The sequence below is a fragment of the Bradyrhizobium sp. YCK136 genome (assembly GCF_044570075.1).
GTDB lineage: Bacteria > Pseudomonadota > Alphaproteobacteria > Rhizobiales > Xanthobacteraceae > Bradyrhizobium > Bradyrhizobium diazoefficiens.
In genome coordinates this window covers 6,164,025-6,184,248 of sequence record NZ_CP172424.1, presented here as the reverse complement: position 1 = coordinate 6,184,248, position 20,224 = coordinate 6,164,025, and the positions used below count along the sequence as shown (strand labels likewise).

The following is a 20,224-nucleotide window of genomic DNA, read 5'->3' as shown; positions in this document are numbered from 1 at the left end:
CGCGAAAGGGGCACACAGGACAAGCATGGTGCTCGAGGTGGCGCAAAGCGCCGGAGCATAATCGGGAATGGGGATGGGCGGACCCAGTTGCGGCGCCCAAAACCCCAGCCGCCCCCGCGACTGTAAGCGGTGAGGGGCTCCGAACCGCCACTGGGCCGCAAGGTCCGGGAAGGCCGGAGAACCCCAGTGAACCGCGAGCCAGGAGACCGGCCGTGCATGTTTTGAGGCCAAGGCCGTCGGGTGTGACGGCAGGAAAGGACTGAGCCATGCATATCGAACCCGGGATCGTGACGGGCGCCAAGCTCGTGTTGAGTTACGCAACCGGCATCGCCGCAGGCGGCGTTGCGCTGAAGCTTGCGGTCGAGACCGTGCGCGAGCAGGGCGTCACGTCGTTCGCGGCGCGGACACTCGCCACCACGGGCCTCGTGTTCACCTTCTTCGAGATCCTGCCGCACTTCCCGGTCGGCGTGTCCGAGGTGCACTTCATCCTCGGCTCGACCTTGTTCCTGCTGTTCGGTGCTGCGCCCGCGGCCTTCGGCCTCGCGCTCGGCCTGCTGTTCCAGGGCGTCTTCTTCGAGCCGGCCGACCTGCCGCAATACGGCATGAACGTCACCACGCTGCTGGTGCCGCTGTTCGCGATCCAGGCGATCGCCACGCGGATCATTGCCCGCAACACCGCCTATGTCGATCTCAGGTATCGCCAGGCGCTGGCGCTTTCGACGACCTATCAGGCCGGCGTCATCGGCTGGGTGGCGTTCTGGGCGCTCTATGGCTCCGGTTTTGCCATGACCAACCTCGTCAACATTGCGACCTTCGCGGCCTCCTATGCGCTCGTCATCGTGATCGAGCCGCTGGCCGATCTCGCCGTGCTGGCGCTGGCGAAGTCGCTGCGCGGCGTCACCGCGCCCGGCCTCGTCACCCCGCGCCTGCACAACGCGGCCTAAGAGACAAGCGAAAGGGCGGCCGTCATGGCCGCCCTTCGCGAACATGATGCTCACTCTCTCCCTGATAGGCATCGGTTGCGGCGATCCCGAGCAGCTCACGCACGCCGCGACCCGCGCCATCAACGCGGCCGATCTCGTCCTGATCCCGCGCAAGGGGAGCGCAAAGTCCGATCTCGCCGATCTCAGGCGGACGATCTGCGCGGATGCGCTGACCAGCGACAACACGCGTATCGCCGAGTTCGATCTTCCCGTGCGCGACGCAGGCGAGGCGGACTACCGCAAGGGCGTCGACGATTGGCACGATGCGGTCGCCGCGAAATGGTCGCAGACCATCACGAGCCATCTCGAAGGGGATGGCAGGGTCGCGCTGCTAATCTGGGGCGATCCGTCGCTCTACGATTCCTCGCTGCGCATTGCGGGCCGGCTCGATCCCTTGCCGGAGATCGAGGTCATCCCCGGCATCACGTCGATCCAGGCGTTGTGCGCGGCGCATGCGCTGCCGCTCAACGACATCGGCGAGCCCTTTCTGGTCACGACAGGCCGCCGCTTGCGTGAAGGCGGCTGGCCGGTAAGCGCAGACACCGTGGTCGTGATGCTCGATGGCGGCACGGCGTTTCAGTCGCTCGATCCGGTCGGGCTCCAGATCTGGTGGGGCGCCTATCTCGGCATGCCCGATCAGATCATCATGTCCGGCGCGCTGGCCGAGGTGGGCCCGCGCATCGCCGCGCTGCGGCAGGAGGCGCGCGAGCGGCACGGCTGGATCATGGACTGCTACATCCTCAAGCGCAGGCCGTAAGCGAGGCAGCATGCTCCCCGAATGGGTCTACTATAAGTGCCCCGAGATCTCCGCGGTCCATCGCGACGCGGCGATCGTGCGGCAGGCGCAACTGACGAAGCCGACCGGCGCGCTCGGCCGGCTCGAGCAGCTCGCGATCGAGCTCGCGGGCCTGCAAGCGACCGAGCAGCCACGCGCGGCACGCGTGCCGATCATCATCTTCGCGGGCGACCACGGCATCGTTGCGCAAGGCGTGTCGGCCTATCCGCAAGCCGTGACCATCGCGATGATGGCGAACTTCGCCTCGGGCGGCGCCGCGATCTCGGTGCTGGCGCGTGAGTTGGGTTCGCACCTGGAAGTCGTTGACGCCGGCACACTGGCGCAAGACGAGATGATAGGCATCGTCACCGACAAGCCGCGCAGCGGCACGCGCGATTTCAGCGTCGAGGCTGCGCTCACGCCTGCAGAGCTGGCCTTCGCCTTCGAGGCCGGCGAGCGTGCGGTTGCGCGCGCGGCAGCCGGCCAGCCCGATCTTCTGATCTTCGGCGAGATGGGTATCGGCAACACCACGACCTCGGCGGCGATCGCGGCGAGTCTGCTCGGCGTGAGCGCCGAAGAAATCGCGGGCAGCGGCACCGGCGTCGATGCCGCCGGCCGTGCGCACAAGGCGCGCGTGATCGATGCCGCGGTTGCGCGCCATGGCGTTGCGGCTGCGGCGCCCGAAAAAATCCTGTGCGCCGTCGGCGGCCTCGAGATCGCGGCCATTTGCGGTGCGATCATCGCGGCCGCGCAACGCCGCATTCCCGTATTGATCGACGGCTTCATCGTGTCGGTCGCGGCGCTGGCCGCCGTGCGCCTCAATCCGTCATGCCAGCCTTTCCTGCTGCCGTCGCATCAATCGGCGGAGCAGGGGCATCGGCTGGTGCTTCGCGCCCTGAACGTGCAGCCGTTGATCAGCCTCGATCTGAGGCTCGGGGAGGGATCTGGCGCCGCCATCGCGCTGCCGCTGGTGCGATCGGCCTGTGCGCTTCACAACGGCATGGCGACCTTCGCGCAGGCCAATGTGCCGGATCGCCCGGCCTGATCCGGCTCACACCACGCGCTGATTGACCGACACGACGCGCCAGCCGGTCGCGAGCCGGTCGATCCTGGTGAGCGACAGCGGATCGATCACGAAGCGCAGGGCAGCTTGCGGCGCAAGATCCAGCGCGATGCACAGTGCGGCGCGGATCGTGCCGGAATGCACGACGAGCGTTGCTGGCCCGGCGCCGATCCGTGACAGGCCCAGGCGGACGCGCGCGACCTGATCCTCGAAGCTTTCGCCGCCCGGTGGTCTCAGGTGCGCAGGGTCGCTCCAGAATTGCGCGTAGACTTCGCCGCCCATTGCGGCGAGTTCGTCATGCCGCCGGCCGGTCCAGTCGCCGAAATCCTGTTCGCTGAAGTTGCCCATCAGCTCCGGTTCGAGCCCCAATGCGCGCGCCGTCTCGACCGTGCGCCGCGACGGGCTGGCATAGCTCGCAGAGTCCCACGGCAGGCGCTGGCGCAACGCTTCCAGTTGCGCGCGATCGCCGAGATCGGCAGGCGCGTCCTGCGCGTGAATCGTCCCCGCGACGCCGTCGACGGGTGCATGGCGTATCAGCCAGAGGAAGGTCTCGCCTTCCATGCTTATCTCCAAGGAAGTTGGTCGCTGAGGCAATAACGCCGCAACTGCCACATTGACTCTGTCTCGATCGTAATCCTAGATGCTCGCGACGGTTTCCCCCGAGAGGGGATGAAAAGGGAATGCGGTGCGGGGATGTTTCCCCAATGCCGCGGCTGCCCCCGCAACTGTAAGCGGATAATCCTTCGTCAGAAGCCACTGGGTCCTCGGTCCCGGGAAGGCGACGAAGTGGTGACGACCCGCGAGCCAGGAGACCTGCCGTCAGCCGTGGTCACACGCGAAGATGTCGGTCGGGGAGTACAGACATTCGGCTTCATCGGAGGGCTGAAAGGCCAAAGGTGAGACCTCGTTCGCTGTGACGTGCCACTGACGTCATACCGAGGTCCCGCTGTGTCTTCTATCCGTATTGTACGGTCGCGCCGTTTCCTGCTCGCCTCTGCTGCTCTCACGTCGTTTACAGTCGCCGATCTGCCCGCCGCGCAGGCGCAGCAGGTCCGCGAACCGCTGCCGCCTGTCGAGGTGTCGCCCGCCCAGTCCCGCAAGCCGGCCAAGCCGGCTGCCCGGGACGCGCAGAGTGCGCGCCGCGCAGCAGCACGCAGGCCAGTGGTCGCATCGGCGGCGCCCAAGCCCGCCGTGCCGGCCGCGGGGGCGCCAACGCCGCTCAACAGCAATGCGGTGGCTGAGAGCGCCTCGCGTCTCGGCCTGACCGTGCGCGAGACGCCCGCGACCGTCGAGGTGATCTCGGCCGAGACCATGCGCGAGCAGGGCTATCGCACCGTGTCCGAGGTCGCACAAGGCGCGGTCGGCGTCACCTCCGGCGACGCTCCGGGAGAGCCGGCAGGCTTCTCGATGCGCGGCTTCACCAACAGCCAGATCAACACGCTCTACAACGGCATCAAGATCGGCCCGCAGAACATGACCTCGCGAATCATGGACACCGCCAATCTGGAGGCCGTCGAATTCCTGAAGGGCCCGGCCTCGCTGATCTCGGGCGAGGGCGCCGCCGGCGGCTCGATCAACCTCGTCACCAAGCAGCCGCACACCGGAGCGATCCGCAACGAGGCGGACTTCTCGTACGACTCCCTGAACTCGTTCCGCGCGCATTACGGCTCGGGCGGCAGCACCAACGTTCAGGGCCTCGACTACCGCTTCGACATCAGCCGCTCCTCGCTCAACGGCTTTGTCGACGACACCAACACCAAGACGCTCGACGTGTCCGGCCAGCTCAACTACCGCATCTCCGACAGCCTCAAGGTCTGGGGTGCGATCGAGTACCGCGAGGATCGCGGGAAGGCCTATTGGGGCGCGCCGCTGGTGCCGGTCGCTTTCAGCGGCTCGCATGCGACGACGGGGATTGTTTCCGGCACCTACTTCAACAGGACCGACCTCGGGGCCGTCACGATCGACGACCGCACCTTCAACACCAACTACAACGTTCTCGACAACCGAAACGTAGCGCAAGAGGTCTGGTTGCGCGGCGGCTTCGAGCTGAAACTGGCGCCGGACCTGACGCTGAAGAGTCAGGCCTATGGTTACGGCGCGGAGCGGTCGTGGTTCAACAACGAGATCGAGGCGTTCGATTCCACGAAAAACCAAGTGTATCGCGAGCGCTTCTATGTCGCGCACAGCCAGCGCCTTGTCGGCAATATCACCGACCTGATCTGGGACACGAACATCGCAGGCTTCGACAACCGGCTGGTCACGACGCTGTCGTCGAGCTATCTCGACTTCGTCAGGCCAGGCGCGGCGAAATTCCCGAACGACTATGTTCCGCTGGTCGATTTCGATCGTGGCTATTACGGACTGCTCGCGACCAAGCAGCAGACCGCGCGCATCGACAACGAGGCGCTGTCGTTCGAGGACCGGCTGAAGCTGACGCGGACCTTCGCGCTGATCGGCGGGCTGCGCGTCGAGCATATCGGGCTCGACCGCAACTCGACCGACGAGAACGGTCTGGTGAACGCGGGCTTTCCGTTCACCAAGGACTGGGCGCCGGTGACGGGACGCATCGGCTACACCTGGGAGGCCGTTCCGGGCCTCACCTTCTTCAGCCAGTACGCGACCGGCGCTGATATCTCCGCCAACAACATCTTCCTGCTGCTGCCGACCCAGCCGCTGGACCTCACGATCGCGCGGACCTACGAGACCGGCGTCAAGCACCTGTTCTGGGACAACCGGGCGGAGTGGTCGTTCTCGGCTTACGACATCCTGCGCAAGAACGTCTATGCGGCGGCCGGCGGGCAGGCGCTCAATATTGCGGGACGGCAGGAGTCGAAGGGCGTCGAGCTCGCGGCCTCGGTGCGGCCGATCGAGCCCCTTCGGCTGTGGGGCAACATCGCTTATGTCGATGCGCGCTATGCCGACTACAATTTCGTCGGCGGATCGTTCTCGGGCAACACGCCGCCGAACGTGCCGCGCATCGTTGCCAATGCTGGCGCCTTGTACCGCTTCTTCACGCCGTGGCCGGTCGAAGTCGGCATCACCGGCCGTCATGTCGGCGACCGCTACAATACCGATGCCAACACGGTGACGATGAAGGCGTATACCGTCGCCGACGTCTATGCCTTCGTCGACATTCCCAAGACGGTATTCAACGCGGTCGATCAGGCTCGCCTGACCTTCCGCGTGCGCAACATCGCCGACAAGCGCTACGCGATATGGGGCGATCCGTTCTATCCCGACCAGATCTTGCTGGGCGCGCCGCGAACCTATGAACTCTCGGCCGCATTCAAATGGTAGGGCGCTGACCACATGATGGGTGCGATCGTCCTGCTGCATCGCTGGCTCGGGATCGCGTTCTGCCTGCTGTTCGCGATGTGGTTCGCGACGGGAATCGTGATGCACTTCGTTCCGTTTCCATCGCTGACGGAAACGGAGCGGATTGCCGGTCTCGCGCCGGTGGATCGTACGGAGGTGAGGATCGGCGTTGCCGATGCCGTGGCCGCGAGCGGCATCGCCGATGCTACGCGCCTGCGCCTGATTCAGCGGAGCGACGGGCCGGTCTACGTCGTGTCGGGGCCCTCGCGCCTTCGCGCGGTTCGCGCGACCGACGGGCAGGATGCATCGGTGCGGTCGCCCGAGGTCGTGCTCGCCATCGTGCGGGCTCATGCGCGCCAGCGCGGGCTCGATGCCGCGCATGCGGCTGTCGTTGCGCAGGCGGACTACGACCAGTGGAGCGTGCCGAACGGCTTTGACCGTCACCGTCCCTTGTTTCGCGCAACGCTCGGCGACGCGGCCGGAACGGAGCTCTACGTCTCGTCGCGCACCGGCGAGGTTGTGCTGGATACGACGCGAAGCGAGCGCGGCTGGAACCTCGTCGGCAGCGTCCTGCACTGGATCTATCCGACGGTCCTCAGGAGCAACTGGGCGCTGTGGGACGGCGTGGTCTGGACGCTGTCGCTGTTGGCGCTGATTGCAGCCATGCTGGGTGCAGTGCTCGGAATCGTGCGGTCCAGGATGCGAAGATACCGGATCTCCTCGCCTTATCGCGGCTGGCACGCCCTTCATCATATCATCGGCCTCGTGGCGACCGTCTTCGTGCTGACGTGGATCTTCAGTGGATGGCTCTCCATGGATCACGGCCGGCTGTTCTCGCGAGGGCAGCTGACCCCGGCCGAAGCCGGCGTGATCGATGCATCGCCGGACTGGACGACCGCCCCATCGGCGGAACGGAAGCGAATATCGCCCTCGGCCCGAGAGGTCGAATGGTTTGCCGTTGACGGCAGCCTCTATCGACGCGAGCGGATTGGTCTCGAGAAACAGGTTGTGGTTGGGCCCGACAGTGAGGAGGCGCCGATCGTCAGTGCGCGGGTGATCGGGAGCATGGTGACGAAGCTTGCGACAGCCTGCAATGCGCCGTCTATTCTCGCGGATAGCGACGATTATCCCGCGCAGTCCGTCGTTCCCGGTGGACCCGTCTACCGTTCCCGCTGCGGCGGCCTCTGGTTCGACATCGACAGCGCCGACGGCCGTGTGCTGCAAAGGCTGGATGCGTCGCGGCGAGCCTATCGCTGGTTCTACGGCGCGCTGCACACGCTAGATTTTCCAGTCCTGCAGGCGCATCCGCGTTTGCGCGATGTCCTGATCGTGGGCCTCTGCGCGCTCGGACTGGTGTTCTCCATCACCGGCATCGTCATCGGCTGGCGGCGGTTGCGTCTGTCTTTCATCAGCTAGGACGTCCGATCAAACAAAAAGTGCGAAAACAACCCCATGCACAGTAGCCGGTGATAGTGGAATCAACGGCTTACGCAGGCATCGGCGCGATTTGACCCGTCGGGCAAAACAGAATATTCCGAAATCGTCGCGATCTCGCAAAGTTACGCCTGCAACTGCGCCTCGATATGCCGCGCGGCGCGCAGCAGCGTGCGGTCCTGGCCGCGCCGGGCGATGATCTGGAGACCGAACGGAAGCCCGCGGGCGTCGGTGCCGCAGGGAAGTGAAATCGCCGGCAGGCGGGCGTGATTGACGAACGGCGTGAACACCGCATGCGCGCGCGGGCTCGCCGCGCGGCCGCCGATCGTGTCGGGTCCGAGCTGGGTGAACGGCCAGGCGACACAGGGGACGGTCGGCGTCAGCAGCAGATCGACCTCGGCGAAGAAGGCCGCGAATGCATTGGCGATCGCGGCGCTCGCGACCAGCGCACCCGCGACGTCCGCGCCTGACCAGGACAGCCCTCGCTCGATCTGCCTGGCGATGTCAGGGTCGAAGACAGTCGGGTCCTTGCGAAAAGCGTCTCCATTGAGCGCGGCAAGGCCAGCGTGCTGAAGCGGCATGAGGGCCTCTTCCGTCGCACCCGCCGGCCAGGTGGGATCGCGCAGCGCGATGCTGAGGCCTGCGGCGGAGAGACGCGCGACTGCGGAAACGAGCCCGTTGGCGACAACGTCATCGACCGCAACGTCGAGCCCGAGCCGCGGTGAGAAGGCGATGCGAAGGCCGGCGATGTCCTCGGCTTCTTGCGCAATGCCGGCTGCATCCGGATCGCGCGCATCGACACCGGCCATGGCCTCGAAGGCCAGCGCGATGTCGGCGACGTCGGCGGCGATCGGCGCGATGACCGACAGACCGAAGAACGGCTCGGCGAAGCCGGGTCCATAAGGGATCGCGCCGTAGGACGGCTTGAAGCCGGCGACGCCCACATGGGCCGGCGGCCTGCGGCTGGAGCCGCCCGCATCGGTGCCGATCGCGAGGGGCACGAGGCCGGCTGCGACGGCGGTGGCGGGTCCACCAGAGGAGCCGCCCGGCGTCAACGCGGGATCGAGGGGATGCCGCGTCGGGCCGAACAGCGGCGATGTCGTGACGCCCTTGCTGGCGAATTCGGAGGTTGCGCCAATGCCGACGATGACCGCGCCGGCCTTGCGCAGGCGCTCGATCGCAATTGCATCCTGTGGCGCGATGAAATCGGCGAACAGGCGCGAGCCCTGCGTGATGCGCCAGCCGCTGGCCCAGATGTTGTCCTTGACGAGGATGGGGACGCCGGCCAGCGGCATTGTCTCGCCGGCACGCAGGCGATCGTCGACCGCCGCCGCGTCGGCCAGCGTGCGTGCGGGATCGGTCGTGACCACTGCGTTCAAGGCCTTGGCGGCGTCTATGCGGCCAAGGGCGGCCTTCGCCGTGTCGACGGCGGTCATCCGCCCGGCGGTGACGGCGGCTGCGATCTCGCGCGCACTATGCGTCGGTTTTGTCATGGCCTCCCCACATCAGCGCCAATGTGCCGCAGAGGGCAAGACAGGCCAAGGCGAAGAACGCCGCGCCAAGGCCGGCCACACCGTCCAGGATCGACACCACGGCCGGCGCCGCCAGTAGGCCCGCATAGGACGCGGTCAGCACCGCGCCGGTGGTCTCGCCGATCCGGTCCTGCGGGGCGAGGCGCGCGATCTCGGCGATGAAGACGCCGTTCCAGCCCGACGCCGTCAGGCCGAACAGCGCCGCAACTGCGAACTGCCAGGTGCGGCTGAGCGATCCGCCGTCGAGGCCGAGCAGCGCGGCGCAGAAGGCCATGCCGAGGCCGATGACGATGAGCACGGCGCGGGGGGCGTCGAGGCGCATGGCGACGTAGCCCCAGCCGAGCCGGCCGACGAGGCCGCCGGCTTGCGCGCAGGCGAGCGCCATGCCGGCCTCGATATGGCTGAGACCAAGCTCGCGGGTGCCGAGCGTGACGAAGACGGTGTTGAGCGACACCTGCATCGCGCTGAACGGCATCGATGCCAGCGCCAGCATCGCGATCCGCCGGTCCGCGGTCACCAGTGCCAGCCGCGCGCGCAGATCGAGCTTTGGGGGCGGGACGAGCTTGCCGGCGTAGGCCGGCCGCAGCCACTCGAACAGCGCGATCGCGAACAGCGCCAGGGCAGCAACGGCCGCATAGCACCAGGCCGGCCCGAACGCGATGGCGATCGCGGGCAGGGCCAGCGAGCCGCAGACCGCGCCGATCTGGTTGCCGGTCTGGCGCACCGAGAAGACGAAGGCGCGGCGCTCGGCGGTCACCAGCCGCGCCAGCAGCGCTGCGCTTGCCGGCGTCTCGGGGCCCATGGCAAGGCCGAGGCAGAGGCCCGCGGCGAGCAGGGCGGCGCTCGATCCGAGCGAAGCCAGTGCCATGCTGACGACGATGGCCGCCGCGCAGAGGCTCGCGATCCGCAGCGAGCCAACCCGCGCGATGAAGCCGCCGCCCCAGAACGAGGCGGGGATACCGACGGCGAACACCGCGCAGGAGAACATCGAGAGCTGCCAGACCTCGATATGGGCGCGGGGCGCGACCACGCCGGGCGCGAACAAGGCGAGCGCGACGAGGGCCTGAAGCGCGGTCATCGCCCCCAGGGCCGGCAGCAACGCGGGTGCTGGCCGGATGGCGGTGTTTCCGTCTACCATGGCGCTGCGCTCATGGGAGGAACATTGTGGCAGGCGGTATTTCCATTCACGCGGTCGATGTGGCGAGCGGACGGCCCGCGCAGGGGCTGCGCGTCGAGATCTGGCGCATCGATCCCGACTCCTCGCGCATCGCCGACGGGCGGCTCGGCGCCAATGGCGTGCTCGATCACCCCATAGCGCAAGGCGCCGGTGTGACGGCCGGCGAGTACGAGGTCCTGTTTCATCTCGGCGAGTTCTTTGCGGACAGCGACGGTTTTCTCACGGTGACGCCGTTCCGCTTCCGCATCAAGAACGTTGACGAGCATTTTCACCTGCCGCTGAAATTCACGCGCTGGGGGTATTCGCTGTTCCGCGGCGCCTGATCAGTTCGTCAGCCGCCGCGACAGGCCCGTGACGCGCTCCATGACGGCGACCAGCGCGACGGTCGCAATGATCAGCACGCCCGACAGGGCGGCGATGGTGACATCCAACTTGCCCTCGAGGTCCTGCCACATCCGGATCGGCAGCATGTCGGTGGCGGCGTCGCGCAGGAACAGCGACACCGGCACATTGTCGAACGACGACATGAAGGCGATGAAGGCACCCGCGATGATGCCCGGCCGGATCAGCGGCAGCACGATCCGGCGGAACGTGTAGAGCCGGCTCGCCCCCAGCACCGCCGAGCTCTCCAGCAGGGTCGGCTCGAGCTGGGCGAGCGCTGCGACCGTGTTGCGCACGACATAGGGCACGCACACGACAGTGTGGCCGATCACCAGCGTCAGCGGCGAGACCGGCAGGCCGACCAGCGAGAACAGCATCAGGGCGGCAAGCCCGAAGGCAAGCGCCGGCAGCACCAGCGGCGACATGAACAGGGAATCGAGCAGTCGTGCCGACAGCGTCCGCGAGCGCGAGATCGCAAGCGCGGCGGCAACGCCGAGGACGACGGACAGGCCCGTCGCCCACAGCGCGACGATGAGGCTGTTCTTCGCCGCGAAGTGAAGCTGCCAGGCCTCCCACAGTTCGGCGTACCAGCGCAGCGAGTAACCCGGCGGCGGGAAGCGCAGCGAGAAGCCGCTGGTGAAGGAGACGATCAGCACCACCAGCGACGGCGCGATGATGATGATCAGCGCGATGACAGCGATCACGGTCATGGCCAGCTCGAAGCTGATCGCCTCCAGGGTGCGCTTGCGACCGCTCATCACGCGCCTCCATAGCCGCGCGACAGGCGGCCGAGCGTGGTGAAGACGGAGACGACCGCGAGCACGGCGAGCAGGAAGATGATCGAGATCGCGGATGCAAAGGGCCAGTTCTGCAGCGTGGAAGCCTGCTGATAAAGATACATCGGCATGAACAGCATCTGTCCGCCGCCGATCAGCGACTGGGTGATGAACGCCGTGATCGCGGCGGCATAGGTCAGCGTGCAGCCGGCGATGACGCCCGGCAAGGACAGCGGCAGCACGATCCTGAAGAAGGTGCGCCAGCTCCCGGCGCCGAGCGAGCAGGAGGCATCGTCGAGATTGGGATCGATGCGGCCGAGCGCGGTGATCAGCGGCAATGTCATCAGCGGCATCTGCACCTGCGCCAGCGCGATCACGACGCCGAACTGGGTGTAGAGCAGCTTCAAGGGCGTATTGATGATGCCGAGCGATTGCAGCGTCGCGTTGATGATGCCCTGGCGGCCGAGGATGACGATCCAGGCGAAGGTGCGGACAACGACGCTGGTCAGCAGCGGCAGCAGCACGATCAGGATGATGATGGTCTGGAGCTTTGGCCCGACCCGCTGATAGAGCCAGGCGATGGGAAAGCCGAGCACGAGGCAGACGGCCGTCACCTCCGCGCCTAGCAGCAGCGTCGAGCCGAGCACCCCGAGGCTGAAGGGATCGGTGAGGAAGTGCAGGTACTGGCCGAGCCCCCAATGGAGCCCGGCCGTGTCGTTGTGCAGCGAGAGCCAGAGCAGTTGCAGCAGCGGCGCCACGAAGAAGACCAGGAAGAACAGCGCCAGCGGCACTGCCAATCCCATCCCGTAGGAGGTCACGTCCCGTGATGCCGGTGCTGCGCCCATCGTCAGGTCCTTGGAGCTCTTAGATCTTGATCTCGCGGTTGAAGCGCTCGATCCAGGCCGAGCGCTGCTCGTTGATCTTCTTCCAGTCCTGGAACACGAACTTCTGCTTCAGCTCGGCCGTGTCCTTGGCGAGCACGCGGGCGATCTCGCCGCCCATCGTCACCTTGGAGTTGGTGGGCACGATCAGGTAGGGCGGGTTCATCAGTGTGGTCTGCACCTCGGGCGTCAGCGCCGCCTCGATCAGCTTGAAGGCGAGCTCGCGGTTCGGCGAGTTCTTGACGATGTGGATCGTGGTCTTGAAGGCGATGGCGCCTTCCTTCGGCGCCACGAACTCGACCGGCACGCCGCGCGCCTTCAGGATCTGGATGGCGTTGAAATTGCCGGGCGAGATGTCGATCTGGCCTTGCTGGAACAGGGTGGCGAGCGCGCCGGGATTGGCGGCGACCGCGGCGAGATTGGGCTTCAACTCCTCCAGCGCCTTGAAGCCGGGATCGACATTGGCTTCCGAGCCGCCGCGCATCTTGGCGATCTCGACCAGCCAGCCGGTGCCGAGCGTCGAGTTGAGATTGGTGATGCCGACGCGCCCCTTGAACTCCGGCTTCCAGAGATCGGCCCAGGAGGTCGGCGGCGTCTTGACGGCTTCCGGATTGTAGGTGAGGCCGACGACCTGGAAGAACGGGGCGGGGCCCATCGGCTCCTGCGCCTCGGCGATCAGGTCCTTGTAGTAGGCGCTCTTCTCGACCGGATAGGGCTCGACCAGGTCCTGGCCGATCGCGACGAGGGCGGGGCCGGGATCATGCAGCATGACGTCGATCGGCGGATTGGCCTTGGCGGCATTGACCTTTGCGATCTGGTCGACCGAGAGCATGGGATCGAGCACGATCGCGGCGTCCGCGTTGGCTTTGCGGAACGCGGGAACCAGCACGGCCTTGTGCGCCTCCTCCCAGCTTCCGGTGAAGGTCGCGAACACCAGCGGGCGGGCCTGGGCGAAGCTCAGGCCCGGAAACGCCTTCATGGCGCCGAGTGTGAGTGCGGTCGTCATCAGGCTTCGGCGGTTCATGATCATGTGGAACTCCCTCTGGACAAGAACTGGATCTAAAGCGTTGCGGGAAAGGCGTTGGCGAGCGATGGGGCGAGCGGTGCGAGGCGCACCGCCGCGCCGTTCTCCAGCGCGCGCGTCTCGCCGATGCGCGCCTGCGAGACCTTGACGCCGGAGCCGTCGGCGGTCGTGACTTCGTGCACGACGGTGGCGCCCAGCGGCAGCGACATGCCGACCACGCCGGCAAAGCCGGTTTCGTCGCCGACGAATTGCAGGTGCTCGGGCCGGATGCAGACGGTGACGCGGCCACCTTCGGCGAGCGCGCCGCCCGCGGGCCGTGCGATGATCTCCGCGCCGGCATCGAGGCGGACCTTTGCGGCGGTGCGGTCCGCCGAGACCACGACACCGGGCATGCGATTGGTCGAGCCGACAAAGGTATTGACGAACAGCGTCTGCGGACGGTCGTAGACGTCGGACGGCGAGCCGAACTGCTCGAGCTTGCCATGGCTCAGCACGGCGACGCGGTCGGCCATCGACAGCGCCTCTTCCTGGTCGTGGGTCACGATTAGCGTGGTGATGCCGGAGACGCGTTGCAGCCGCTTGACCTCGATCTGCATGTCGAGCCGCAAATTCTTGTCGAGCGCGGCAAAGGGCTCGTCGAGCAGCAGGATCGACGGCTTGATCGCGAGCGCGCGGGCGAGCGCAACGCGCTGCTGCTGGCCGCCGGAGAGCTGCCGCGGCAATCGTTCCGCCATGGTCGGCAGCTGCACCAGCTCCAGCAGGCGCTGCGCCTCGCGCTGGCGGCTCGCCTTGTCGATGCCGCGCGCGGCGAGCCCGTAGGCAACGTTCTCGCTGATCGACAGGTGCGGAAACAGCGCGTAGTTCTGGAACACGATGCCGACCGCGCGGCGGTTCGGCGGCAGCGAATCGACGATGTCGTCGCCGATGATGATGCGCCCTTGCGTCTGCGCGATGAAGCCGGCGATGATCCGCAGCAGGGTGGTCTTGCCGCAGCCTGACGGACCGAGCAGGGCGATGATTTCGCCGCCCTTGATGTCGAGATTGATGTTCTCGACCGCGAGTGCGCCGCTCGGATAGCGGTGCGTCACCGCATCGACGACGAGCGAACGTCCGCTTGGCGCATCAGCCATGGTGTTGCCTCCCGTTGCTCCAGAGGAGAAAGCAAGTCTCGTGCCCGAAGCGCTCGCCTTTCGATGCGCGTTTTGGCATGGTGGGCCGATGACATCGGTTTGCGACCTCACGGCCACGGAGCTTGCGCGCGCTATCGCGAGAGGCGAGCTGTCCTCGCGTGACGCCGTCGAGGCGCACCTCGCACGGATTGCAAGCCTCGATGCCCAATTGGCGGCGTTCGTCACGGTCGATGCGGAGGGCGCCCGCCGCGCGGCGGGAATCTGCGATGCAGCGCCCGCGCCGATCGGACCGCTGCATGGCGTGCCGATCGGGATCAAGGACCTCACCGATACCGGCGGGCTGACCACCACCTACGGATCGGCTCTGTTCCGCGATCACGTCCCGGCCGAGGACGATCTCGTGGTCGCGCGGCTGCGGCGCGCCGGTGCGATCATTCTGGGCAAGACCAACACGCCGGAATTCGGCTTCGGTGCGGTCTGTACCAACCGGTTGCGCGGGCCGACGCGCAATCCCTTCGATCCCGCGCTGACCTCCGGCGGATCGTCCGGCGGCTCTGCCGTTGCGGTCGCGGCCGGCATGGTGCCGCTGGCGCACGGCACCGATTTCGGCGGCTCGGTGCGCACGCCCGCAAGCTTCTGCGGCGTCGCCTCGATCCGGCCGACGCCTGGGCGCATCCCGTCGCCGCGCCGTCCGCTCGGCTGGGATATGCTGGCCAGCCACGGCTTCCTCGCCCGCAATATCGACGATCTCGCGCTTGCGCTGTCGGGATGCGCGGGAAGCGACGCGCACGATCCGCTCTCGGCCGGCGTTGTCGGTGACGATCGAGCGATCGCAGGACCTCCCCGGATCGCCGTCACGCCTGACTTCGGCGTCGCACCGGTTGCGCGCGACGTTCGAGCGCGTTTCGCAGCGGCTTGCGAGGCGCTCGCGCGTGTTGTCGATGTCGTGCCGTCCTCGCCCGATTGCGGCGGAGCGATCGAAACCTTCCGCACCTTGCGCGCCGCGCACATTGCCAACAGCTTTGGCGAGTTGCTGAGGACCCGCCGCGCCGAGCTCACACCCACCGTGATCTGGAATATCGAGGCGGGCGCAACACTCTCCGCCGACGACTATCTCACCGCCGAGCGGCGGCGCACGGCGATCTATCGCAGCTTTCGCGAGCTGTTCACGCGCGCCGACTTCCTGGTCGCGCCGGCGGCATCGGTCTTGCCCTGGCCGAACGAGATCAGCGACGTCACCGCGATCGACGGCGCCGCGCTGGAGACGCCGATCGACTATCTCGCCGTCACCTTCATCGTGTCGCTGGTCGGGTTTCCGGTCCTGACCTTGCCGGCACCCAGGGATGTGAACGAGCTGCCGTTCGGCATCCAGATCATCGCGCCGCCCGGCGGCGAATCCCGCTTGTTTGCCTTCGGCCGTGCCATCGAGAACGAATTGGGGTTTTCGCATCGCCGGCCGCCTCTCTGATCAGCTGTCGCGATGCTCGAGCCGGGCGGCGAGGGCCTCGGCAAGACCGATGGTCGGCTTGGCGGCGGGCCGGCGGAACGTGCCTGCCGTTGCCTTGCGCAGCCGCAGCGCATGAAGCGCTTCGGCCTGCTTCACTGAGGCGACGACTTGATCGACGACGGGGACGGGAATCCGGTCGGCCACGCGTTCGGCGAGGCCCGAGAGCGGCGCGCCCGCAAAAATCAGCACGTCGGCGTCATCCTCGACGATGGCGCGCTGGGCGAGATCGACCAGCACATCCTCCTTCTCGGTGCCGACCTCGGAGATCGCCTGGAACGGCGTGTCGAGCATGCGGATGCCGGCGCAGCGCTCCCATAGCCCGTGGGCGCGGACGCATTCCTCGTACCAGGGGCCCAACGCCTGCGCGAAGGTGACGATGGCGAAGCGGCGGCCCGCCATGCAAGCCGTCAGCATCGCGGCTTCCGCCATGCCGACCACGGGAATGTCGAAGGTTTCGCGCGCCGCGAACAGGCCGGGATCGCCGAAGGCGGCGATGATCGCGGCATCGACGTTCCGGTGCTGCTCGGCCAGCATCTCCAGCGCAATGGCGCCGCCGATCTGCGCCTCGGTCCGCGTCGCGATATAGGGCACGCCGCGGGTCGCGGTGCAGGGGATCAGCTCGGTGCCTGATGAGGCCGCGCGCTGCCCGACCCCCATCATCAGGTGCGTGACTTCGGTGCTGGTGTTCGGATTGAGCAGCAGCAGCTTCATGGTCACGCCGCCGTCTGCTTGGCTTGAGAGCCGGCGATCACTTCGAGCAGGGCAGTGCCGGTGCGCCGGACATGGGCGCCGAGCAGGCGGCCGGCCGCTTCGCTGTCGCGCGCCTCGAGCGCTGCCAGGATATCGGCGTGCTCGTCGACCGAATTGCTCCAGCGGCTGTTAGCGCCGAGCGCGAGGTAACGCGCGCGTTCGGCGCGGGAGATCAGCGTCTCGTGCGCCTCGCGCAGCGGCGTGTTGCGCGCCATGCGGACGATGGTGTTGTGGATCTCGCCGTTGATGGCGAAGTAATCGTCGAGCTTGCCGTTGCGGTGATGACCCTCCATGCGGGTCTGAAGCGTGCGCAGGCGGGCGAGATCGCGCTCGGTGGCGCGCTCCGCGGCAAGCTCGGCGGCCAGCCGTTCGATTCCGGACAGCGCCTCGAACAGCTCCGAGATGCCGTCGACCGCGATGTCGGCGATGCGCGGGCTTCGATTGGGGCGTAGCTCGATCAACCCTTCGGCCGCCAGCACCTTCATCGCCTCGCGCAACGGCGTGCGCGACACGCCCAGCTCTTTCGACAGCCTGGTCTCCTGGGTCTGCGATCCCGGCGGCAGCTCGCCGCGGATGATCATCGTCCGCATCCGCGCGGCGGCGCGCTCATGCAGGCCCATCCGCTTGAGTTTGGGCGACTTTCGTCCCTTCGGCGCTTCCGATTTCTGCTGCACGCGTGCCTCACTGCTTCCGCTCATCTTAGCCGTTTCCAGCCCTTTGACTTGCCCAAAATACCGACGCATCTCGCTGAAAACAATGGCACAACGCGCAAATTGTATGCAGCATGCAGAATCCCCGTTGCGCTGCCGCAAAGGCCGGCCGATGATCTCTGGTGACGCGCGAGACCTCGCGCCTTCGAAACGGAGTGAGCGATGCGGACGAGTTTGCGATGGGGCCTCGTGGTGATGGCGGCGATGTTCGGTGGCAGCGATCTCGCCTCCGCGCAGACCGCCAAGATCAAGCTCGGTTACGCCAAATGCGCGCACTGCCTGCCGATGTCGCTGATTGCAGGCATGGCGAAGGGTGTCGAGGTCGAGGCCACCGGCTTCAACTCGGGCAATGACGTGCTCACCGCGCTGGTGTCGAAGAGCATCGACGTCGCGCAGGTCACTTACCTCCACTACATCACCGCGCTCGACAAAGGCTTTGACGTCGTCGCCGTATCAGGCCAGATCAATGGCGGCTCGGAATGTCTCTCCTCCGCGAAACTGAACCTTCCCCCTGAGGATTGGACCACTTTCAAGACGACCGCTCTGAAGGCGAAGAGCGACGGCCAGCCGCTGAAGGTCGCAGCGTTCCGCGGCAATGCGCAGGACATCCACATGCGCGGCGCGTTCCTCAAGCAGGGCGTCGATCCGAACAAGGACATCCAGTTCATCAACATTCCGAATCCGTCGGACCATCTCGCGGCGCTCCAGCGCGGCGAGGTCGACATGATTTGCTCGGTCGAGCCGTTTGCCTCGCAGATCCGGCTCGCCGGCGCCGGCAAGCACTTCGTGCTGCCCTACGACCAGGCCGCGGGGAATCTCACCAACCTGATCGTCACCCGTTCCGACGTGATCGCGAGCCAGCGCGCCGGCGTCCAGGGCGTCGTCAGCGCCGTGGTCGAGCTCGACAACAAGCTGATCGCCGACAAGGGGCCGTGGATCGAGGTCATCAACAAGCTCACCGGCCTCGACAAGACGGTGGCGACCGAAGCGCTGAAGAACGCCTCGCCGGATCCGGCGATCCATCGTTCGCAGACGCTCGCGATCGCCGCAATGATGCGCGACCTCAAATACATTGCGAAGGACGTCTCCGCGGAAGCGGAGAAGAACATGGACTATTCGTTCCTGGAGCAGGCCACGGGAAAAGCCAAGAATGACCTCGGTTATTGATGCCGCGCCGGCCAAGCCGGCGTTCCGGCTGACACGGGCGTTCCAGGGGCTCGAACGCGTCGTCGTTCCCGCGCTGCTGATCGCCGGTTGGGAGGCCTTTGCCCGCAGCGGCATGCTGCCGACGGCGCTGCTGCCGGCGCCGAGCGCGGTGCTGCATGCGCTCGGCGACTGGGTGTTCGGCTTCGACGAGACCACGCAGACCTATTCGGGGCACTGGCTGCGCGATGCGCTCGCCAGCGCTCTTCGCGTCTTCGGCGGCTTTGCGCTGGCAAGCGCGCTCGGCATTCTCGCTGGCGTCGCCATCGGCTGGTCGCGCCTGTTCGAGAAGACGCTGGAGCCGACGCTGCAGATGCTGCGGCCGATCCCGCCGGTGTCCTGGATTCCGCTGGCCATCATCTGGTTCGGCATCGCCGACAAGCCCGCGATCTTCCTCGTCTTCCTCGGCGCCTTCTTTCCCGTGCTGATGAACAGCATTCACGGGGTGAAGACCGTGGACCACAATCTCGTGCGTGCCGGCGCGATGATGGGCGCAAGCCAGCGGCAGATGTTGACCGATATCGTGCTGCCGGCGGCGCTGCCCTCGATCTTCGCAGGCCTGCGCATCGCGGTCGGATCGGCCTGGATGCTGACGGTCACGGCCGAGATGGTCGCGGTGAAGAGCGGCCTCGGCTACGTCCTGTGGGATTCCTACTACTTCCTGCGCTACGACATCGTGCTTGCCGCGATGATCTCGATCGGGCTGCTAGGCTATCTCTCCGACCTCGGCCTCAAGGCGATCATGGCGCGCACGCTGCGCTGGCAGCAGACGACCACCGTGCAGGGCAGGGCAGGGCAGGCTGATGGCGGCAATCGAGCTTCGCAACATCGTCAAGGTATTCTCCGACAAGCGGCGCGGCCGCGATCTCCTGACGCTGGACAACATCAATCTCGACATCGAGGCCAATGACTTCGTCTGCCTGCTCGGCCCGTCCGGCTGCGGCAAGTCAACCTTGCTCAACATCATCGCCGGCTTCGAGCAGGCGACGAGCGGCCGCACGCTGGTCGGCGGCAAGCAGGTGGAGCGGCCCGGCTCGGACCGCGGCGTGGTGTTCCAGCAGCCGACCCTGATGCCGTGGCTGACGGCGATCGACAACATTGCGTTCCATCTCAAGCTCAAGGGCGTCGGCAAGGCCGAACGGCACCACCGCGCCATGGAGTTCATCGATCTCGTCGGCCTGCGCGGCTTCGAGCACCATCATCCGTCCGAGATGTCCGGCGGCATGAACCAGCGGGTCGGGATAGCCCGCGCGCTGCTGATGAACCCGAGCGTCATCCTGATGGACGAGCCGTTCGCGGCGCTCGACGCCCAGACCAAGCTCGAAATGCAGGAGGAACTGGTCGCGATCTGGCAGAAGCGCCGCTGCACCATCGTGTTCGTCACCCACAGTGTCGACGAGGCGCTGGTGCTCGGCAACAAGATCGTGGTGATGACCAAGCGGCCCGGTCGGATCCGCGAGGCCGTCAATTTCGACCTGCCGCGTCCGCGGGACATCACCAGCCCCGAATTCAACGACGCGAAGCGCCACATCCTGGCTCTGATCCGGGAGGAGTCGACGCGCCTCGCGCAGGCGTCGTAGAGT

General features: G+C 66.8%; 19 protein-coding genes and 2 riboswitches. Of the genes, 10 read left to right on the top strand and 9 right to left on the bottom strand.

From position 1 onward, the window contains the following. The first annotated feature begins 18 nt into the window (after positions 1-18). A riboswitch (cobalamin riboswitch) is annotated at positions 19-230 on the top strand. A gap of 36 nt (positions 231-266) precedes the next feature. Genes ACFLEY_RS30015 through cobT form a run of 3 tightly spaced genes read left to right on the top strand, consistent with a single transcriptional unit; the run spans position 267 to position 2,803 of the window. Continuing rightward, the gene (locus ACFLEY_RS30015; RefSeq protein WP_060911294.1) at positions 267-944 is read left to right on the top strand and encodes an energy-coupling factor ABC transporter permease; all 678 of its coding nucleotides are present in this window, start codon (positions 267-269) and stop codon (positions 942-944) included. Between the two features lie 46 nt (positions 945-990). Further along, positions 991-1,740 carry a precorrin-6A synthase (deacetylating) gene (cobF, locus tag ACFLEY_RS30010; RefSeq protein WP_060913007.1) on the top strand — a complete coding sequence of 250 codons (750 nt, stop codon included), beginning with the start codon at positions 991-993 and terminating at the stop codon, positions 1,738-1,740. 10 nt (positions 1,741-1,750) lie between these two features. Further along, a complete protein-coding gene (gene cobT / locus ACFLEY_RS30005) occupies positions 1,751-2,803 on the top strand; it encodes a nicotinate-nucleotide--dimethylbenzimidazole phosphoribosyltransferase (protein WP_060911295.1) in 1,053 nt (350 codons plus the stop codon). A gap of 6 nt (positions 2,804-2,809) precedes the next feature. On the opposite strand, the gene ACFLEY_RS30000 is transcribed toward cobT, so the two are convergent. Further along, a complete protein-coding gene (locus tag ACFLEY_RS30000) occupies positions 2,810-3,382 on the bottom strand; it encodes a histidine phosphatase family protein (RefSeq protein ID WP_060911296.1) in 573 nt (190 codons plus the stop codon). A 72-nt stretch (positions 3,383-3,454) separates the two neighbouring features. After that, positions 3,455-3,657: riboswitch (cobalamin riboswitch) on the top strand. 112 nt (positions 3,658-3,769) lie between these two features. On the opposite strand from ACFLEY_RS30000, the gene ACFLEY_RS29995 reads away from it, so the two are divergent. Continuing rightward, entirely contained in the window at positions 3,770-6,118 is a 2,349-nt protein-coding gene (locus ACFLEY_RS29995) for a TonB-dependent receptor (protein WP_060911297.1), read from the top strand. A 12-nt stretch (positions 6,119-6,130) separates the two neighbouring features. Next, positions 6,131-7,552 carry a PepSY domain-containing protein gene (locus ACFLEY_RS29990; protein WP_060911298.1) on the top strand — a complete coding sequence of 474 codons (1,422 nt, stop codon included), beginning with the start codon at positions 6,131-6,133 and terminating at the stop codon, positions 7,550-7,552. Between the two features lie 143 nt (positions 7,553-7,695). Here the strand turns inward: ACFLEY_RS29990 and ACFLEY_RS29985 are convergent, their stop codons facing one another. Next, positions 7,696-9,063 carry an amidase gene (locus ACFLEY_RS29985; protein ID WP_060911299.1) on the bottom strand — a complete coding sequence of 456 codons (1,368 nt, stop codon included), beginning with the start codon at positions 9,061-9,063 and terminating at the stop codon, positions 7,696-7,698. Next, positions 9,044-10,240: an MFS transporter gene (locus ACFLEY_RS29980; protein ID WP_060911300.1), complete on the bottom strand. Its 1,197-nt coding sequence runs from the start codon at positions 10,238-10,240 to the stop codon at positions 9,044-9,046. The genes ACFLEY_RS29985 and ACFLEY_RS29980 overlap by 20 nt, the downstream gene beginning before the upstream one ends. A gap of 26 nt (positions 10,241-10,266) precedes the next feature. Here ACFLEY_RS29980 and ACFLEY_RS29975 point away from each other — a divergent pair, with 26 nt between their 5' ends. Continuing rightward, positions 10,267-10,602 carry a hydroxyisourate hydrolase gene (locus ACFLEY_RS29975; protein ID WP_060911301.1) on the top strand — a complete coding sequence of 112 codons (336 nt, stop codon included), beginning with the start codon at positions 10,267-10,269 and terminating at the stop codon, positions 10,600-10,602. Here ACFLEY_RS29975 and ACFLEY_RS29970 read toward each other — a convergent pair whose 3' ends face one another. Genes ACFLEY_RS29970 through ACFLEY_RS29955 form a run of 4 tightly spaced genes read right to left on the bottom strand, consistent with a single transcriptional unit; the run spans position 10,603 to position 14,471 of the window. After that, complete coding sequence (locus ACFLEY_RS29970) at positions 10,603-11,418, bottom strand: ABC transporter permease (RefSeq protein WP_028172112.1); 816 nt, start codon at positions 11,416-11,418, stop codon at positions 10,603-10,605. After that, the gene (locus ACFLEY_RS29965; protein WP_011086069.1) at positions 11,418-12,281 is read right to left on the bottom strand and encodes an ABC transporter permease; all 864 of its coding nucleotides are present in this window, start codon (positions 12,279-12,281) and stop codon (positions 11,418-11,420) included. Before ACFLEY_RS29965 ends, ACFLEY_RS29970 begins: the two co-directional genes overlap by 1 nt. Before the next feature lie 19 nt (positions 12,282-12,300). After that, entirely contained in the window at positions 12,301-13,347 is a 1,047-nt protein-coding gene (locus tag ACFLEY_RS29960) for an ABC transporter substrate-binding protein (RefSeq protein ID WP_011086070.1), read from the bottom strand. 29 nt (positions 13,348-13,376) lie between these two features. Next, positions 13,377-14,471 (bottom strand): ABC transporter ATP-binding protein, encoded by a 1,095-nt coding sequence (locus tag ACFLEY_RS29955; protein ID WP_028172110.1) that lies wholly within the window; start codon positions 14,469-14,471, stop codon positions 13,377-13,379. A gap of 88 nt (positions 14,472-14,559) precedes the next feature. Here ACFLEY_RS29955 and ACFLEY_RS29950 point away from each other — a divergent pair, with 88 nt between their 5' ends. Further along, positions 14,560-15,939, top strand: coding sequence for an amidase (locus ACFLEY_RS29950; protein ID WP_060911302.1), 1,380 nt, complete (start codon positions 14,560-14,562; stop codon positions 15,937-15,939). Here the strand turns inward: ACFLEY_RS29950 and ACFLEY_RS29945 are convergent, their stop codons facing one another. Both ACFLEY_RS29945 and ACFLEY_RS29940 read right to left on the bottom strand, forming a co-directional pair. After that, positions 15,940-16,689 (bottom strand): aspartate/glutamate racemase family protein, encoded by a 750-nt coding sequence (locus tag ACFLEY_RS29945; RefSeq protein ID WP_038966024.1) that lies wholly within the window; start codon positions 16,687-16,689, stop codon positions 15,940-15,942. Between the two features lie 2 nt (positions 16,690-16,691). Then, positions 16,692-17,426, bottom strand: a complete 735-nt coding sequence (locus ACFLEY_RS29940) for a GntR family transcriptional regulator (protein ID WP_249162685.1) — start codon at positions 17,424-17,426, stop codon at positions 16,692-16,694. A gap of 174 nt (positions 17,427-17,600) precedes the next feature. Here ACFLEY_RS29940 and ACFLEY_RS29935 point away from each other — a divergent pair, with 174 nt between their 5' ends. The 3 genes from ACFLEY_RS29935 to ACFLEY_RS29925 are packed head-to-tail and all read left to right on the top strand — an operon-like array spanning position 17,601 to position 20,221. Further along, positions 17,601-18,605, top strand: a complete 1,005-nt coding sequence (locus ACFLEY_RS29935; protein WP_060911303.1) for an ABC transporter substrate-binding protein — start codon at positions 17,601-17,603, stop codon at positions 18,603-18,605. After that, complete coding sequence (locus tag ACFLEY_RS29930; protein WP_249162686.1) at positions 18,589-19,551, top strand: ABC transporter permease; 963 nt, start codon at positions 18,589-18,591, stop codon at positions 19,549-19,551. Before ACFLEY_RS29935 ends, ACFLEY_RS29930 begins: the two co-directional genes overlap by 17 nt. Further along, positions 19,445-20,221 (top strand): ABC transporter ATP-binding protein, encoded by a 777-nt coding sequence (locus tag ACFLEY_RS29925; RefSeq protein ID WP_011086077.1) that lies wholly within the window; start codon positions 19,445-19,447, stop codon positions 20,219-20,221. Before ACFLEY_RS29930 ends, ACFLEY_RS29925 begins: the two co-directional genes overlap by 107 nt. Positions 20,222-20,224: the final 3 nt, after the last annotated feature.

Excerpts from the sequence above, each read along its gene's own strand:
- ACFLEY_RS29935 (WP_060911303.1), top strand. The coding sequence starts at position 17,601 with ATGCGGACGAGTTTGCGATGGGGCCTCGTGGTGATGGCGGCGATGTTC.
- ACFLEY_RS29985 (WP_060911299.1), bottom strand. The coding sequence starts at position 9,063 with ATGACAAAACCGACGCATAGTGCGCGCGAGATCGCAGCCGCCGTCACC.
- ACFLEY_RS29970 (WP_028172112.1), bottom strand. The coding sequence starts at position 11,418 with ATGAGCGGTCGCAAGCGCACCCTGGAGGCGATCAGCTTCGAGCTGGCC.
- ACFLEY_RS29990 (WP_060911298.1), top strand. The coding sequence starts at position 6,131 with ATGATGGGTGCGATCGTCCTGCTGCATCGCTGGCTCGGGATCGCGTTC.
- ACFLEY_RS29960 (WP_011086070.1), bottom strand. The coding sequence starts at position 13,347 with ATGATCATGAACCGCCGAAGCCTGATGACGACCGCACTCACACTCGGC.
- ACFLEY_RS29955 (WP_028172110.1), bottom strand. The coding sequence starts at position 14,471 with ATGGCTGATGCGCCAAGCGGACGTTCGCTCGTCGTCGATGCGGTGACG.
- cobF (WP_060913007.1), top strand. The coding sequence starts at position 991 with ATGCTCACTCTCTCCCTGATAGGCATCGGTTGCGGCGATCCCGAGCAG.
- ACFLEY_RS29950 (WP_060911302.1), top strand. The coding sequence starts at position 14,560 with ATGACATCGGTTTGCGACCTCACGGCCACGGAGCTTGCGCGCGCTATC.
- ACFLEY_RS29980 (WP_060911300.1), bottom strand. The coding sequence starts at position 10,240 with ATGGTAGACGGAAACACCGCCATCCGGCCAGCACCCGCGTTGCTGCCG.
- ACFLEY_RS29930 (WP_249162686.1), top strand. The coding sequence starts at position 18,589 with ATGACCTCGGTTATTGATGCCGCGCCGGCCAAGCCGGCGTTCCGGCTG.
- ACFLEY_RS29940 (WP_249162685.1), bottom strand. The coding sequence starts at position 17,426 with ATGAGCGGAAGCAGTGAGGCACGCGTGCAGCAGAAATCGGAAGCGCCG.
- ACFLEY_RS29925 (WP_011086077.1), top strand. The coding sequence starts at position 19,445 with ATGGCGGCAATCGAGCTTCGCAACATCGTCAAGGTATTCTCCGACAAG.
- ACFLEY_RS30015 (WP_060911294.1), top strand. The coding sequence starts at position 267 with ATGCATATCGAACCCGGGATCGTGACGGGCGCCAAGCTCGTGTTGAGT.
- ACFLEY_RS30000 (WP_060911296.1), bottom strand. The coding sequence starts at position 3,382 with ATGGAAGGCGAGACCTTCCTCTGGCTGATACGCCATGCACCCGTCGAC.
- ACFLEY_RS29965 (WP_011086069.1), bottom strand. The coding sequence starts at position 12,281 with ATGGGCGCAGCACCGGCATCACGGGACGTGACCTCCTACGGGATGGGA.
- ACFLEY_RS29945 (WP_038966024.1), bottom strand. The coding sequence starts at position 16,689 with ATGAAGCTGCTGCTGCTCAATCCGAACACCAGCACCGAAGTCACGCAC.
- cobT (WP_060911295.1), top strand. The coding sequence starts at position 1,751 with ATGCTCCCCGAATGGGTCTACTATAAGTGCCCCGAGATCTCCGCGGTC.